Origin of the sequence: Thermomonospora umbrina, from assembly GCF_003386555.1 — a bacterium.
GTDB lineage: Bacteria > Actinomycetota > Actinomycetes > Streptosporangiales > Streptosporangiaceae > Thermomonospora > Thermomonospora umbrina.
In genome coordinates this window covers 2602294-2616616 of record NZ_QTTT01000001.1, presented here as the reverse complement: position 1 = coordinate 2616616, position 14323 = coordinate 2602294, and the positions used below count along the sequence as shown (strand labels likewise).

Annotated in this window: 12 protein-coding genes; 7 read left to right on the top strand and 5 right to left on the bottom strand. The window is 72.4% G+C overall.

Annotation, left to right across the window (positions count from 1 at the left end; translation table 11 throughout):
• Positions 1-30: 30 nt before the first annotated feature.
• Positions 31-1212: an NAD(P)/FAD-dependent oxidoreductase gene (locus DFJ69_RS11535; RefSeq protein WP_116022477.1), complete on the bottom strand. Its 1182-nt coding sequence runs from the start codon at positions 1210-1212 to the stop codon at positions 31-33.
• 174 nt (positions 1213-1386) lie between these two features.
• Between DFJ69_RS11535 and DFJ69_RS11530 the strand changes: the two genes are divergently transcribed.
• Complete coding sequence (locus DFJ69_RS11530) at positions 1387-1983, top strand: TetR/AcrR family transcriptional regulator (RefSeq protein ID WP_116022476.1); 597 nt, start codon at positions 1387-1389, stop codon at positions 1981-1983.
• Positions 1980-2816: an enoyl-CoA hydratase/isomerase family protein gene (locus tag DFJ69_RS11525; RefSeq protein ID WP_116022475.1), complete on the top strand. Its 837-nt coding sequence runs from the start codon at positions 1980-1982 to the stop codon at positions 2814-2816. Before DFJ69_RS11530 ends, DFJ69_RS11525 begins: the two co-directional genes overlap by 4 nt.
• A gap of 11 nt (positions 2817-2827) precedes the next feature.
• Here DFJ69_RS11525 and DFJ69_RS11520 read toward each other — a convergent pair whose 3' ends face one another.
• Entirely contained in the window at positions 2828-3178 is a 351-nt protein-coding gene (locus DFJ69_RS11520; RefSeq protein WP_116022474.1) for a winged helix-turn-helix transcriptional regulator, read from the bottom strand.
• 97 nt (positions 3179-3275) lie between these two features.
• Here DFJ69_RS11520 and DFJ69_RS11515 point away from each other — a divergent pair, with 97 nt between their 5' ends.
• The 4 genes from DFJ69_RS11515 (at position 3276) to DFJ69_RS11500 (ending at position 7526) form a co-directional block, all read left to right on the top strand.
• Positions 3276-4166: an NAD(P)-dependent oxidoreductase gene (locus DFJ69_RS11515; protein ID WP_116022473.1), complete on the top strand. Its 891-nt coding sequence runs from the start codon at positions 3276-3278 to the stop codon at positions 4164-4166.
• A 101-nt stretch (positions 4167-4267) separates the two neighbouring features.
• Complete coding sequence (locus DFJ69_RS11510) at positions 4268-6457, top strand: carbon starvation CstA family protein (RefSeq protein ID WP_211328592.1); 2190 nt, start codon at positions 4268-4270, stop codon at positions 6455-6457.
• Positions 6454-6636, top strand: a complete 183-nt coding sequence (locus tag DFJ69_RS11505) for a YbdD/YjiX family protein (RefSeq protein ID WP_116022472.1) — start codon at positions 6454-6456, stop codon at positions 6634-6636. The genes DFJ69_RS11510 and DFJ69_RS11505 overlap by 4 nt, the downstream gene beginning before the upstream one ends.
• Positions 6637-6728: 92 nt before the next feature.
• The gene (locus DFJ69_RS11500) at positions 6729-7526 is read left to right on the top strand and encodes an SAM-dependent methyltransferase (RefSeq protein WP_116022471.1); all 798 of its coding nucleotides are present in this window, start codon (positions 6729-6731) and stop codon (positions 7524-7526) included.
• A gap of 9 nt (positions 7527-7535) precedes the next feature.
• On the opposite strand, the gene DFJ69_RS11495 is transcribed toward DFJ69_RS11500, so the two are convergent.
• Positions 7536-8039: a DinB family protein gene (locus DFJ69_RS11495; RefSeq protein ID WP_211328591.1), complete on the bottom strand. Its 504-nt coding sequence runs from the start codon at positions 8037-8039 to the stop codon at positions 7536-7538.
• A 99-nt stretch (positions 8040-8138) separates the two neighbouring features.
• Here DFJ69_RS11495 and DFJ69_RS11490 point away from each other — a divergent pair, with 99 nt between their 5' ends.
• On the top strand, positions 8139-9221 hold the full coding sequence (locus DFJ69_RS11490) for a serine hydrolase domain-containing protein (protein WP_245974733.1): 1083 nt from the start codon (positions 8139-8141) through the stop codon (positions 9219-9221).
• Here DFJ69_RS11490 and DFJ69_RS11485 read toward each other — a convergent pair.
• Together DFJ69_RS11485 and DFJ69_RS11480 are read right to left on the bottom strand one after the other, a co-directional pair.
• Positions 9218-11665, bottom strand: coding sequence for a hypothetical protein (locus DFJ69_RS11485; RefSeq protein WP_116022469.1), 2448 nt, complete (start codon positions 11663-11665; stop codon positions 9218-9220). The two genes, DFJ69_RS11490 and DFJ69_RS11485, sit on opposite strands and share 4 nt — an antisense overlap.
• On the bottom strand, positions 11662-14322 hold the full coding sequence (locus DFJ69_RS11480) for a hypothetical protein (RefSeq protein WP_116022468.1): 2661 nt from the start codon (positions 14320-14322) through the stop codon (positions 11662-11664). Before DFJ69_RS11480 ends, DFJ69_RS11485 begins: the two co-directional genes overlap by 4 nt.
• Position 14323: the final 1 nt, after the last annotated feature.

Below are 14323 nucleotides of genomic sequence, written 5' to 3'. Positions count from 1 at the left end.
GCCGGGACGTCGCGCGGGTGGGCCACGTCGTCAGGCCGCCGGCACTCGCGTGGCTCGGCCGCCCTTGGACACCTGGGCGCGGACGTTCATGCGCCTGCTGAGCCGGTACACCGGGACGGGGCTGCTGCTGACCGTCTCCTTGTAGAGGGCGGCGAGGCGGCCCTTGAGGTAGGCGCGGCGCGGGGTGTCGTCGGCGCGGGTGAACTGGATGACGGCGTCGCGGCGGCCGAGGCTGACCGGCTGGTGGATGTAGCCGAAGCGGAACGGCTTGACGCGCCGGCCGCGCAGTTCCCGGGTGATGGCGTCGGCGGTGTACTGGGCGGTGGGAATCCCGCTCTGGCAGGTGCCGTGGATCCGTCCCCAGGGCATCCGGACGGCGGCGGCGTCGCCGATGGGGCGGATGTCGGGGTGGGACACCGAACGCAGCGTCGCGTCGACCAGGACCATGCCTCGGTCGTCCACGGCGATCCCGGCCTCGGCGGCCAGCGGGGGCACCTTGACGCCCGTGGTCCATAGGGTCGCGTCCGAGGGGACGAGCTCACCGTCCGCGAGGTGCACGGCGTCGGGCAGGACCTTGGTGATCGCGGTGCCCGTCCTGACGGAGATGCCCAGCCGGTCGAACACCTTGTGGAGATGGGCGCGCGCCTTGTCGCCCATCATCGTGCCGGGGGTGTCGCGGCTGATCAGCGTGACGCGCAGCCCGGGATGCGCCTCGGCGATCTCGGTGGCCGCCTCGATGCCGGTCAGGCCGCCGCCGCAGACCGCGACGGTGCCGCCGGCCGCTGCGACCTCGTCCAGCCGGGCGGCGAACCGCGCCGCGATCTGCGGGCCGTTGAGCGTGTACGCGTGCACGTCGGCCCCCGGGACCAGGCTGGTGTCGGTCGCGCTGCCCAGGGCGTACACCAGGGTGTCGTAGTGCAGGGTGACCGCGCCGTCGTCGATCGCCACGGTGCGGGCGTCGGGGTCGATGGCCGTGGCCGCGCCCTGAACGAACGCGATGCCGGTCCCGTCGATCAGGTCGGGGATGCGGTGCTCGGCCAGCTCTTGGCCGGCGGCGACCTGGTGCATCCGCAGGCGCTCGGTGAACCGCGCCGACGGGTTGACCAACGTGATCCGCACGGCGGTGCGCCGGGTCCGGTGCGCCAGCCGGATCGCGGCGAGCATGCCCGTGTACCCGGCCCCGAGGACGACGATGCGGTGGTCGTTGTTCATCGGTGTCTCACTCCTTCATGTTCGGGTCACCGTTCCGGTGTCGGTCATGGGACAAACACCTCCGTCCGGACGTGACACCCGGTCCATGTGACCTGGCTCACACGGGCGAACCGGTCCTCGCTTGCGCCCGGGGAGGTTGCAGAATTTTCTTCTGTGATCCTAGAATAATCTTCTATGACGGGTCGGGAGCGGATCCTGGAGGCCGCGCTGCGGTGCTTCGGCCGGGACGGGGTGGCGGCGACGCCGCTCGGGCGGTTGCTCGCGGAGAGCAAGGTCAGCGCCGGGAGCTTCTACCACCACTTCTCCGGCAAGGAGGAGGTCGCCGCCACGCTCTACACGGAGACGCTGGGCCGGTATCAGCAGGGCTTCCTTCGTGAGCTGCGGTTGCACGGGGAGCCCCGGGCGGCCGTCGTCGCGAGTGTGGCGTTCCACATCGCCTGGTGCGGGGCCAACCGGGACAGGGCGCGCTTTCTGTTCACCGAGCGGCCGCCGGGGGCCGGTCGGCATGGCGGCGAGGAGTTCGTCGCGCAGAACCGAGCCTTCTTCGAGGAGGTCAGGTCCTGGTGGCGGCTCCACGAGCACCACGGTGCGCTGCTGCCCCTGGATTTCACGACGGCGCACGTTCTGTGGCTCGGGCCCGCGCAGGAGCTGTGCCGGCTGTGGCTGACCGAGCGCGTTCCGGAGCCGTCCGAGGAGCAGATCGCGACCCTGGGGGAGGCCGCCTGGCGCTGCCTCCGCACGCCGAACCCCGAGAAAGGAGTGCGTCCATGATCCCCATGTCCTATGCCGAGGTCATCGAGCAGGCACGCAGGGAGGAGCGGGAGCTCGTCGTCCTCGAACGGCACCGTGAGCACGCGGTGGTGAGGTTGGACGACCCCGGGAAGCTCAACGTGCTCAGCGCCGCCATGACGGTCCGGCTCCGCGAGACGCTGGCGACGGTGCTGGCCGATCCCGGGATCCGGGCGGTGGTGCTGACCGGGACGGACCCGGGGTTCTGCACGGGCGGCGACCTGCGGGTGATGCGGGAGGCCACGCGGCGGCTGGCGGATCCGGCCGACGAGGCGGGGTCGACGATCCCGTGGCGGTTCATCCGGAGCCAGTTCGGCGGGATCGCCCGGCTCATCGCGGGGAGCGACACCCCGGTGGTCGCGGCCGTGAACGGGCCGGCGGCGGGTGTGGGGCTGGCGATGGCGCTGGCCTGCGACATGATCATCGCGTCCGAGCGGGCGGTGCTGGTACCCGCGTTCGGGCGGTTGGGGCTGCTGCCCGAGGTGGGGACGAGCTGGTTCCTGACGCGGCGGCTCGGGCACCAACGGGCGTTCGAGTTCTACGTGACGGGCGAGCACGTCCCGGCGGCGCGGGCGCTGGAGCTGGGGCTGGTGAACGAGGTCGTGCCGCACGAGGAGCTGGCGGGCCGGGCCGGGGAGTGGTGCGAGCGGATGGCGGCGCTGCCCGAGCACGCGCTCGCCATGGTGAAGCCGCTGCTGCGCCAGACCATGGACATGACGTGGGAGCAGTCCCTGGTGATGGAGGAGTACGCGGAGCCCAACTGCTTCACCACCAAGGCGTTCGCCGATGCCGTGGAGACGATGCTCGAGCGCTGACCGCCGGACCCTCAGGCGACCTCGGTGTCCCGTCGGGCGGCCGCGTGCTCGCGGCCCCATGCGCCGAGGGGCTCGAGGGCCTCGTTGAGGGAGGTGCCGACGGCGGTCAGCGTGTACTCGACCCGGGGCGGCACCTCGTCGTACACCTCGCGGTGGACGACACCGTCCGTCTCCAGCTCGCGCAGGTGGGCGGCGAGCACCTTCTCGGTGACCCCCGGCAGGAGCCTGCGCAGCTCGCCGAAGCGGCACGCCCCGTGCTCGTGGAGCGCCCAGAGGATCAGCACCTTCCACTTGCCGCCGATCACGTCCATCGCCACGTCGATGCCGCAGATGTGCGATCCCGCGCGCCGTGCCATGCCCATGCGCCGTCCTCCCCACCTGGTCGCTAACCCCGGGGTGAGCACCCACTTCGAAGTGCGTACTTGTCGTGCCCGGGGGCCGGTGACCAGGCTAATCGACATGACACAGGACAGCGCTGACATGAAGGACAAGGGCCGTATCACCCTCCTCGGACTCGGTGACATGGGGACGGCGCTCGCCCGTGCATGGCTCGCGGACGGGCATCCGCTGACGGTGTGGAACCGCAGCCCCGGCAAGGCCGAGCCGCTGGCCGCCGAGGGGGCGAGGGTCGCCGGGACGGTCGCGGAGGCGGTGGCGGCGAGCGACCTCGTGGTGCTCTGCCTGCTCGACGACGCGTCGGTCGGCGCGGTCCTGGACGGCGTCGACCTGACGGGCAAGGACGTCGTCAACCTCACCACCGGCACCCCGGGGGAGGGGCGGACCCGTGGCGCGTGGGTCGAGAAGCGCGGCGGACGGTTCCTCGACGGCGGGGTCATGGCGGTGCCGGAGATGATCGGGGATCCCGAGTCGGGGGCCTACGTGTTCTACAGCGGCTCCCGCGACCTCTTCGACGCCCACCGGAAGGCGCTGGCCGTACCGGCGGGCACCCGGTACGTGGGGGCGGACGCAGGCTATGCCGCCCTGTACGACGTGGCGTTGCTGAGCGCCATGACGGGGATGTTCGCCGGGGTCTCGCACGCCTTCGCGCTGGTGCGCAACGAGGACGTCCCGTTGAGCGGGTTCGCGGACATGCTCGTCGGCTGGCTCACCGCCATGGCCCCGTACACGCACGGCATCGCCGGCCACCTGGAGAGCGGCGACTACACCGAGGGGGTCACGTCCAACCTCGCGATGATGACCGAGGGCAACGCGACGCTGCTGCGCACGGCCGAGGAGCAGAAGGTCAGCCCCGAGCTGCTGACCCCGTTCATGGCCCTGATGGAACGCCGCGTGGCCGACGGGCACGGCGACGAGGACACCACGGGGGTGGTCGACCTGCTCGCCCGCTGAGGCGCGGCACGGGGCGGTTTGTGGAGCGGTCCGGGGTGGAATGGATGGTCCAGATCACCCCACCCCACGTGATCTTGTGATCACGCCCTCGAGGAGGCGCCGTGTCCACCCCGACTGCCGGCCCGCCCGCCCCGTCCTCCGACGAGCCGCCGCGCCGAAGGACCTCCCCCCGACAGATCGCGATCTGGACGACGGTCGGCCTGGTCGGCGCCGTCTCCTGGGCGATGGTGGCGCTGGTGCGGGGCGAGGACGTCTCCGCCGCCTGGTTGGTGTTCGCGGCGCTCGCCTCGTACGCGATCGCGTACCGGTTCTACGCCCGGTTCATCACCTACCGGGTGCTCAAGGTGGACGACACCCGCGCCACGCCCGCCGAACGGCTCGACAACGGCACCGATTATCACCCGACCGACCGGCGGGTGCTGTTCGGGCATCACTTCGCGGCCATCGCCGGGGCCGGTCCGCTGGTCGGGCCGGTCCTGGCGGCGCAGATGGGCTATCTGCCGGGCACGCTGTGGATCATCATCGGGGTGATCTTCGCCGGGGCCGTGCAGGACATGGTGGTGCTGTTCTTCTCGATGCGCCGGGGCGGGCGGAGCCTGGGGCAGATGGCGCGGCAGGAGATCGGGCCGGTGGGCGGGGCGGCGGCGCTGGTGGCCGTGCTCGCCATCATGATCATCCTGTTGGCGGTGCTGGCGCTGGTGGTGGTGAACGCGCTGAAGGGCTCGCCGTGGGGCACCTTCTCGATCGCGATGACCATCCCGATCGCGCTGTTCATGGGCTTCTACATGCGGTACCTGCGGCCCGGCCGGGTGATGGAGACCTCCGCGATCGGGGTGGCGCTGCTGCTCCTGGCGATCGTGGGCGGCGGCTGGGTGGCCGAGTCGGGGTGGGCCGACGCGTTCACGCTGTCGGGGGAGTCGCTGGTCATCGCGCTGGTCGTGTACGGGTTCGTGGCGTCGGTGCTGCCGGTGTGGATGCTGCTGGCGCCGCGCGACTATCTGAGCGCGTTCATGAAGGTCGGCGTGGTGGTGCTGCTGGCGGCGGCGATCCTGTTGGCCTGGCCGACGGTGCGGACGGAGGCGTTCACCGACTTCGCCTTCAACGGGCAGGGGCCGGTGTTCGCGGGGTCGCTGTTCCCGTTCGTGTTCATCATCATCGCCTGCGGGGCGCTGTCGGGGTTCCACTCGCTGGTCTCCTCGGGCACCACCCCGAAGATGATCATGAAGGAGTCGCAGGTCCGGGTCATCGGGTACGGCGGAATGCTGACCGAGTCGTTCGTGGCCGTCATGGCGCTGGTGGCGGCCTGCATCATCGACCCCGGCCTGTACTTCGCGATGAACATGCCGGGCCCGGCGCTCGGCCCCACCTTGGAGTCGGCCTCGGCGGCGGTCGCGAACCTGGGCTTCACGATCACGCCCGAGCAGCTCTCCGCCGCCGCCCGCTCGGTGGAGGAGTCCACGCTCGTCGGGCGTTCCGGCGGCGCGCCCACGCTGGCCATCGGGATCAGCGACATCCTGTCCGACCTGTTCGGCGGCGACTCGCTCAAGGCGTTCTGGTACCACTTCGCGATCATGTTCGAGGCGCTGTTCATCCTCACGACGGTCGACGCCGGCACCCGGGTCGGCCGGTTCATGCTCCAGGACACCGTCGGGAACGTCTGGAAGAAGGCCGGCGACGTGAGCTGGAAGCCGGGCCTCTACGTCTCCAGCGCGGTCGTCGTCCTGGCCTGGGGCTACTTCCTGTGGACGGGTGTGCGCGACCCGCTCGGCGGCATCAACCAGTTGTTCCCGCTGTTCGGGCTGGCCAACCAGTTGCTCGCGGCCATCGCACTGGCCGTCTGCACCACCCTGCTGATCAAGTCCGGCCGGGCGAAATGGGCGTGGGTCACGCTGATCCCGCTGATCTGGGACGTGGTGGTGACGCTGACCGCCTCCTGGCAGAAGGTGTTCTCCGCCGACCCCAAGGTGGGCTTCTTCGCCCAGCGCGATCTGTTCCGGGACGCCCTGGACGCGGGCAAGACCTCTCTCGGCACCGCCAAGAACCGCGACCAGATGGAACAGGTCGTCCTCAACACCACCGTCGACGGCGTCCTCGCCGCCCTGTTCGCCGTCCTGGTCATCGTCGTTCTGGTGGACGCCGCCCGCGTCTGGGTCAAGGCGCTGCGCGGGGGCGGAGCCCTGCCCACCCATGAGGACCCGTACGAGAAGTCCGAACTCTGGGCGCCGTCCGGCCTGATCCCCAACGCCGAGGAACGCCGGGCCATGAAGGAGCGCGAGGAGGCACCCGCATGAGCCGACGGCTGCGCACCGCCTGGCGGCTGCTCCGCGAGTTCGCCGGCGAGCGCGCGTACGAGATCTACCTCGAACACCGGCACCGCCATCACCCCGGCGAGCCCGTCCTGTCCGAGCGCGAGTTCTGGCGCCACCACGTCGACCGCCGGGACCACGACCCCCGGTCCACCTGCTGCTGATCCGGATCGTTCGGAAATCGAGGGGAATCGATCGAGATGTGGGAAGATCGGCCCCGGTCGGGGGGCCTAGGCGGACCACACCGGAGTTGCCGATGACCGACGACACGCTTCCCGAGATCGACACGACCGTGCCCCACTCGGCGCGGATCTGGAACTACTGGCTCGGCGGCAAGGACAACTATCCCCCGGACCAGGAGGCGGGCGAGCAGACCCGGCAGGTGCTCCCCGAGATCGTGGAGATCGCCCGGCACTCGCGGGCGTTCCTGAAGCGGGCGGTCCGCCACCTGACCGCCGACGTCGGGATCCGCCAGTTCCTGGACATCGGCACCGGGCTGCCCACCGTGGACAACACCCACGAGGTCGCCCAGGCCATCGCGCCCGAGAGCCGCATCGTGTACGTCGACAACGACCCGCTGGTGTTGGCGCACGCCCGGGCGCTGCTCACGAGCACGCCGGAGGGCGCCACCGACTACCTCGACGCGGACGCCCGGGACCCGGAGACCATCGTGGAACGCGCCGCGCAGACCCTGGACCTCGATCGGCCGGTGGCGGTGATGATGCTGGGCGTCCTGCCGTTCCTCGGCGACGACGAGGAGGCCGGCGCGATCGTCCGCAGGCTGGTGGACACCGTTCCACCAGGGAGCCACCTGGTGATCACCCACAGCACCAGCGAGGTCACCGGCGACCGGGTGGTCGAGGCCGTCCGGATGTGGAACGAGGTCGCCCCCACCCCGTACCACCTGCGCACCCCGGCGCGGCTCGCCGCGTTCTTCGAGGGTCTCGACCTGCTCGAGCCCGGCATCGTCTCCTGCCCGCGCTGGCGCCCCGACCCGGTGGACGTCGGGAAGATCTCCGACATGGACGAGTACTGCGCCGTCGGCCGCAAGTGACGCCGGGGGTCACTCCCCGGTGGCCCCGTCGATGCGTTCCCGCAGCAGGTCGGCGTGGCCGTTGTGGCGCGCGTACTCCTCGATCATGTGAACGAGGATCCAGCGCAGCGAGTGGACGCGGTCGCCGCCCCGGGCGATGACGTCCAGGGAGTCGGCGGCGTCCACGAGGGCGCGGGACCGGGCGCACTCCTCGCGCCAGGCCGCGAACGCCTCGTCGCGGTCGGCGTCCTCGACGTCGAAGTCGGCCCAGCGGCCCCCGTCCTCCCACCGGTACGGCACGTCCTCGCCGTCCAGCTCGATGCGGAACCAGCCGCGCTCGACCTCCGCCATGTGCCGGACCAGCCCGAGCAGGGACAGCCCGGAGGGTGGAACGGTCCGCCGTCGGAGCTGCTCGGTGGTGAGCCCCGCGCACTTCATGGCCAGGGTCTCCCGCTGGAACTCCAGGAATCCGGTCAGCGTCGCGCGTTCCGCGCCCGCCACCGGGGGCACGGTGCGATTCGGGTCGTCGTTCACCGGGACATCATCGCAACGCGGCGGGGGAACGATGATCTCCGCCCGTGCCGATGGTCCGTACCGGCGTCGCACCGATCGAAGGGAACGAGCGTGAACGAGATGCAGCAGCGCGTCCGGCAGGCCGTCGACCGGCTGGTGGAGTCGGGGGCCGAGACCGGCGTCCAGGTCGCGGTGTACCGGGACGGCCGACAGGTGGTGGACGTCGTCGCCGGCGCGGCCGACGCGGCGACCGGGCGCGCCCTGACCTCCGACACCCCGATCTACTGCTACTCCGTCGGCAAGGCGATGACCGCCACCGTCGTCCACGTACTGGCGGAACGGGGCGTGCTCGGGTACGACACGCCGGTCGCGGAGCTGTGGCCGGAGTTCGGCGCCCACGGCAAGGAGGGCGTGACCGTACGGCATGTCCTGACCCACACGGCGGGGGTGCCGGGGCTGCCCTCCGACACGACCGTCGAGGACCTGTGCGACTGGGACGGGATCTGCGCCACGATCGCCGACGCCACCCCGTGGTGGGAGCCCGGCACGAAGCTGGGGTACCACGCGTACACGTTCGGGTTCATCCTCGGCGAGGTCGTCCGCCGCGCCACCGGCCGGCCGATCGGACGGGTGCTCCGCGAGGAGGTGGCCGGGCCGCTCGGCGTCGCGGACGAGCTGTACTTCGGGATGCCCGAGTCGGAACTCGCCCGAGCGGCGGTGCTGGACGAACCCGAGGGCAAGGCCGAGATGTTCACCTCGCTGCCGGAGGACGCGCCGATGTTCGCCGCCGCGCCCAAGGCCGTCTTCCCCGACGCCGCGTTCGGGAACCGGGCCGACATCATGCGGGCGGAGATCCCGGCGGGCGGCAAGATGACGGCGCGGGCCATCGCCCGCCTGTACGCGGCGTTGCTCGGCGAGGTGGACCGGGTCCGGCTGGTCTCCGCGGAGCGGCTGCCCCTGCTCTCGTCCGTGGCGGTCAAGGACACCGACCAGGTCATGGGCACCGACTCCGCGCTCAGCCTCGGCTTCGGGGTCGGCCACCCCGTCACCGGTGCGGACACCGTGTTCGGCTGGGCCGGGGTCGGCGGTACCTACGCCTGCGCCGACACGGCCACCGGCACCGCCTACGCGATCACCAAGAACCGGCTGGGCATGGACTTCTCCACCGTGGAGGCCGTCACCGCCGCCGTCGACGGCGCCTAGTCGCGCGGACCGGGACCCGGCGGGCCCAGCAGCCGGCCCAGCTCCCGGTGGAGGTTGCCCAGCTCACGGCGGTGACGCTGGGGCGGCCTCCCGTCGGCGGACATGGCGCTCAGCAGAAGCAGCTCGCCCCGCACGCCCGAGGTGATGCCGGTCAGCATCGCCTCGCGGAACGAGCCCGTCAGGTCGTCGCCGAACGCGCCCAGCAGCACGTACTCGATGAGCGCGACGCTCCACCGGTGGGCGGCCATCGGGGCCGCGCCCAACGCGACGAGCGCCGGGGACAGCCTCCTGACGACGTCGACGGCCTCCTCCGCCGTGGGGGTCCACGGCCTCGTGACGAGCCGCTGAACGCACAGGTCGGGGCTCAATCCGCGCCGGAACCCCTGGGCGAGCTGGTCGAGGATCGCGGTGGCGTCGTCGGCCGCGACGACCGTGCCCTCGGCGATGACGGTGGCGTGGGGCCGGTGCGCCACCGGTTCGGGCACCTCGTCGGCCTCCTCGGGGACCGCCGTCTCGTCGGTCTCGCCGATCGAACGCGGCAGGTCCTTGTGCAGCCGCTCGGCCAGGACCTGCAGGGCCGGGTCGGGGACGCCCCGCCGGTCGCGCAGCAGCGTCACCAGCCCTTCGGCCGGGCGGCCCCCCTCGGGCCACGGCAGCCGCCACGCGCGGAGGAACCCGCGCAGGTAGGCCCCGCTCGGGTCGGCGGCCAGCCGCCGGCCGACGGCGGGCCGGCCGCCGAGCGCCAGCACCAGCACGTCGGCCGAGCCGGACACGTACGGGTCGGCCGCGCGCCGGCCGTCGAGCCGCCCCGCCCAGTGCCGGCGATCGTCGGACGTCATGTCCGGGGACGCGCCCAGCATCTCGACGAAGGGCGGGAGCAGCGCCGGCAGCACCCCGCTCTCGCAGGCCGAGTCGAGCAGCGCCGCCACACAGCTCCGGCCCGCCGCCGCGAGCCGGAGCAGCCGTCGCCCGGTCAGCGGCTCGGCCTCGTCGCCCGACAGCAGGTCACGGAACACGCCCACCACGTCGTGGTCGCCGGCGGGCCCGGACTCCAGCCAGGCGATGCCGTGGCCGAGCGGCTCGGACCCGAGCGCGGCCAGCAGCGCGATCAGCTCGCACAGCACCGGCGGATGCTCCAGCAGGGTCCGCAGCGTGAGCGGATGCGCGGTGGCGGCACCGGTGGCGAGCACGCTGTCGTGGACGAGCTGAGCGGCGGTCGCGGCCCCCCGCTCGGCCGCCTCCGGGGGCCCCTCCGGCGGGGTCACCAGCCCGGCCAGGAACTCGTCGCCCCGGTCGTGGCGGTAGGCGATGAGGAGCTGCGCGTGGAGCCGGACCCGTTCGCCCGACCACAGCATCCGGCGACACCGGTCGAGCATCGGGGCCAGCAGCGGGGACGCGTCGTCGGCGGCGAGCCGCCCCCACCAGGACTCGATGAGCGGCCAGTCGCGGGGCTCGGCCCGCTCGATGAACCGGCCCAGCGCGTCGCGGGCGCCCGGCACGTCCGCCTCGGGGAGGGTGTCGGGATCCTCGGCGAACAGCTCCCGCAGCTCGTCCACGTCCAGCGCCGCGTCGGGCGGCCGGCCGTGCCCCGCCATCGCCCGCAGCGCCCGGCGCGCCGGCTCGGGATCGTCGCAGGACCGGGGGACGGGGTCGGCGGCCAGCAGTTGGATCACCGTGGCGGCCCCGTGCCGGTCGAAGGCCGCCATCAGCGGGGTGACGTGCTCCTCCTCGACCGCCTCCCGCCCGGCGGCGACCGCCGAGGAGCCGCGCCAGGGGATCACGGCGGTGCCGCCGGGCGCGCGCCGGGCGAAGGACAGCCGGAGCCGGTGCCGGGTGGCGCTGTTGGCCCACGTCGTCGCGGTGAGCTTGGCGCGGTATCCGTACGGGAGTTGGGCCGCCACGCCGTCGAGGTAGCGCAGCCGGTCGTCCAGCGTCGTCAGCTCCGCCTGGGTGACGCAGACCTGCTGGTCGCGGACCAGCAGCGCGCCCGCCCGGACGGTGCCGGGCCCCAGCCTGCGCAGGTCCTCGCCGATGAGGTCCGGGTCGATCGGGGGCGGCTCGATCGTGATGGGCGCGGCCGTGCCGGACTCCGGCAGCTCGATGGGGGACAGATGCTCGTACAGGGCGCGGTAGCCGACCCGGCCCTCGCTCATGGCCTGGTACGGAAAGAAGAAGAAACGCGTCGTCGTGGTGCCCCGGCCCTCCGCGTACGACTCGGGGGACTGCAGGGCCATGCCCAGGTGGGGGACCTTGGCGATGTCCACCGCGGCGATGGTGACCCGGGGGAGCGCGCCCTCGCTGTCGGGCGTGCCCGGGGAGAACCGGGTGATGATCTTCTCGAAGTGGGAGCGGCGCAGCGTGCCGTCGCTGCAGGCGCGGACCTCGTAGTCGCGGCTGTCCGGCGCGACGCCCCACAGCGCCCATTCCGCCCGGATCGACGTCACCGCGCCGGGTCCTCGGCGATGTCGGGACCCGGGGTCTGGTCGGTGGCGGGGGCGGGTTTCCCGGGCTCTTTCGAGCCCTTCGTCCAGATGAGGCGCGGCTTCTTGACCCGTGGGCCCCGCTCCCTGTCGAGCAGCGCCTTGAGATTGTCGGCGACCGCCTTGACCTCGCGCGCCCTGTCCTTGCTCTCCAGGATGCCGGAGTAGTGGTGCAGGGCGGCGATGCGCTGGATGTCGTCGCGCATCCGGTCCTGGATCTCCGCGAGGTGGCGCTCCGCGAACCCCTGGGCGAGCTCGGTCCCGAGGACGCCCTCGCACACGTGCTGCAGGAAGAGCTCGGCCCACCGCGACGCCTCGTTGAAGGACACGTGGTGGTTGAGCGCGGGGATGATGCGGTCGAACACCTGGCAGGCGGTCAGGGACTGGGTGATGGCCTTGTGCCGGCCCAGCCAGGCGAACGCGTCCTCCGGCGTCCAGCCCTTGCGCTGCGCCACGGCGATGAACTCGAGGACCGAGTCGGTGACGTTCCGCTGGACGGGCGACCACGTGGCCGACGGCGAGATCCCCCCGGCGGACGGCACGGGCAGGATCTGGGTCGCGTCGGGGGTCGAGACCGGGGCGGGAACGGGCTCGTGCTCCTTGACCGGGTGCTGGACGTACCGCACGCCCTTGTTCTCGAGCCAGAGCCGCGCGTACTCGTCGCCGGACAGGTCGCGGGCCTGGGAGAGGCTGTCGACCAGGGCCTTGTCCACGCTGCGCCGGTCGGGCAGCGCCAGCTCGTTGGTCAGCTTGAGCACCTGGTCGGCCCGGCCGCGCGTCTCGGGCCCCCAGGACCGGGCGCTCAGATAGTGGGCCAGGCTGAGGATCATCCGGTTGCGCTCCGGCCAGTCGCGCGTCCAGTACCAGGCGAAACCGTCCTGGTAGCCGGCCCAGTCGTCGTGCGGGACGTCCATGATCCAGCGGGGTTGGTGGCCGTTGGTCAGCAGGACGACGTCGATCATCGCCTTCATCCCGACGTCGTCGGTCTCCAGCGCCGTCAGCCCGTTGCCCCAGCGCGACTCCTCGCCCGTCCGGATCCCGCCGCGGCCGATCAGCCAGCGGACGAACGCCTCGGCCATCATGGGGAGCCGGTGACCGACGCCGGCGATGGCGAGCGCCGTCAGGACGGAGTCGTCGCCGAAGCGTTCCAGCGCGAGGATCTCGGCGACCTCCACCGGCACGTCGGCCCGGCCGGTCAGCACCCGGCTCATCGTCGTGCTCAGCTCGGCGGGGAGCCGGTCGCACGCCCAGACCACGTCCTCCGTGCGTCCGCCCTCCTCGTCGGCGACGATCGTGTAGAGCAGGGCGAGCGCGACGGGCACGTCCTCGGACAGCGCCTGCCGGCTCTCCGGATGACGCAACGGATCACCGAGGACGTGCTCGCTGAGCAACTGCGCCATCGGGTTCAGCCCGGCGGAGTACTCCCGCAGACCCGGCGGTCGGGCCCGGATCAGATCGGCGACGAGCACATCGGTGTACTGCTGGTTCGGCAGCGACTGCAACAGGCCGCCGAGCCTGGCCCCCTCGCCCCAGAGCAGCCGTTCGGCCATCGGGGGGATCAGGTGCCACCAGGCCCGCAGCTCGCCCTCGTCGATCTGGCGGAGCCTGCGGGCGATCCGGTCGACGTCCTTGCCCTGGGCCTGCGGGACCAGCTTGCGCAGCATCCGCGCCGCGCGTCCGGCGGGCAGGTCGTCGCGATCGAGCCAGTCGCGCAGGTCGTCCAGCGAGTGGTCGTCGTCGGCGAGGGCGCGGTCCTGGTGCAGGCCGTCGCCGATCCGCTGCAGCGTCTCGAACGCCGCCTCGGACTCGTCGAGGCCGCGCGCGGCGGTCTCGGCGGCCAGCGCGGCGATGAGCTCCTCGGCCGTGCGGTCGTCCTCCAGCAGCCGCCGCAGCAGCCGGGTGTACGGGGTCGCGGGGACGGCCACCGCCTCCTGCCACGGCACCTCCTGGACCTCGGCGCCGCCGGCGCGGCGGGCGAAGTACAGCCGCAGGTTGTGCCGGGCGGCGCTGCCCGCCCACGTGGTGGCGGTGATCTTGGAACGATGGCCGTACGGCAGCAGGGAGACCGCCGCGTCCAGGAACCGCAGCCGGTCCATCGCCGAGGCGTTCTCGGCCCGCGTCACGCACACCCGCCGTTGGGCGAACAGCCAGCTCGCGGCGGCGATGACGGTGTCGCGCCCGGTCTCGCGCAGCGACGCGGCGATGGCCGCCGCGTCCAGGTGCGGCACCTCCACGTCCAGCGGCGGGCCGTCGGCGTCGGGCAGCACGATGTCCGCCAGCGCCCGGTAGAGCCCCTCGTAGGAGACCGGGTTGCCGACCAGCGGCTCGTACGGGAACAGGAAGAAGCGCGTCGGGGCGATCCGCCGGCCGGTGGCGTCGTGCTGGCGCGACCCGCTCTGCACGGCCACCCCGACGCAGGGCCGGCGGGCGACGTCCAGGGTGCTGATGGTGACCCGGGGCAGGAGCCAGTCGGCTTCGGCGGTGCCCGGGGAGAACCGGGTGATGATCTTCTTGAAATGACCCGCGCGCAACCGGCCGGTACTGCACGACAGGACGTCGTAGTCGTTGCCGGCGGCCGGCCGTTCGCTCCACAGCGCCCACTCCATCGTGACCGTCACCACG

What these genes read in the sequence shown, in the direction of transcription:
- DFJ69_RS11535 (WP_116022477.1), bottom strand. Translation starts at nt 1,212, where the DNA reads ATGAACAACGACCACCGCATCGTCGTCCTCGGGGCCGGGTACACGGGC.
- DFJ69_RS11530 (WP_116022476.1), top strand. Translation starts at nt 1,387, where the DNA reads ATGACGGGTCGGGAGCGGATCCTGGAGGCCGCGCTGCGGTGCTTCGGC.
- DFJ69_RS11525 (WP_116022475.1), top strand. Translation starts at nt 1,980, where the DNA reads ATGATCCCCATGTCCTATGCCGAGGTCATCGAGCAGGCACGCAGGGAG.
- DFJ69_RS11520 (WP_116022474.1), bottom strand. Translation starts at nt 3,178, where the DNA reads ATGGGCATGGCACGGCGCGCGGGATCGCACATCTGCGGCATCGACGTG.
- DFJ69_RS11515 (WP_116022473.1), top strand. Translation starts at nt 3,276, where the DNA reads ATGACACAGGACAGCGCTGACATGAAGGACAAGGGCCGTATCACCCTC.
- DFJ69_RS11505 (WP_116022472.1), top strand. Translation starts at nt 6,454, where the DNA reads ATGAGCCGACGGCTGCGCACCGCCTGGCGGCTGCTCCGCGAGTTCGCC.
- DFJ69_RS11500 (WP_116022471.1), top strand. Translation starts at nt 6,729, where the DNA reads ATGACCGACGACACGCTTCCCGAGATCGACACGACCGTGCCCCACTCG.
- DFJ69_RS11490 (WP_245974733.1), top strand. Translation starts at nt 8,139, where the DNA reads ATGCAGCAGCGCGTCCGGCAGGCCGTCGACCGGCTGGTGGAGTCGGGG.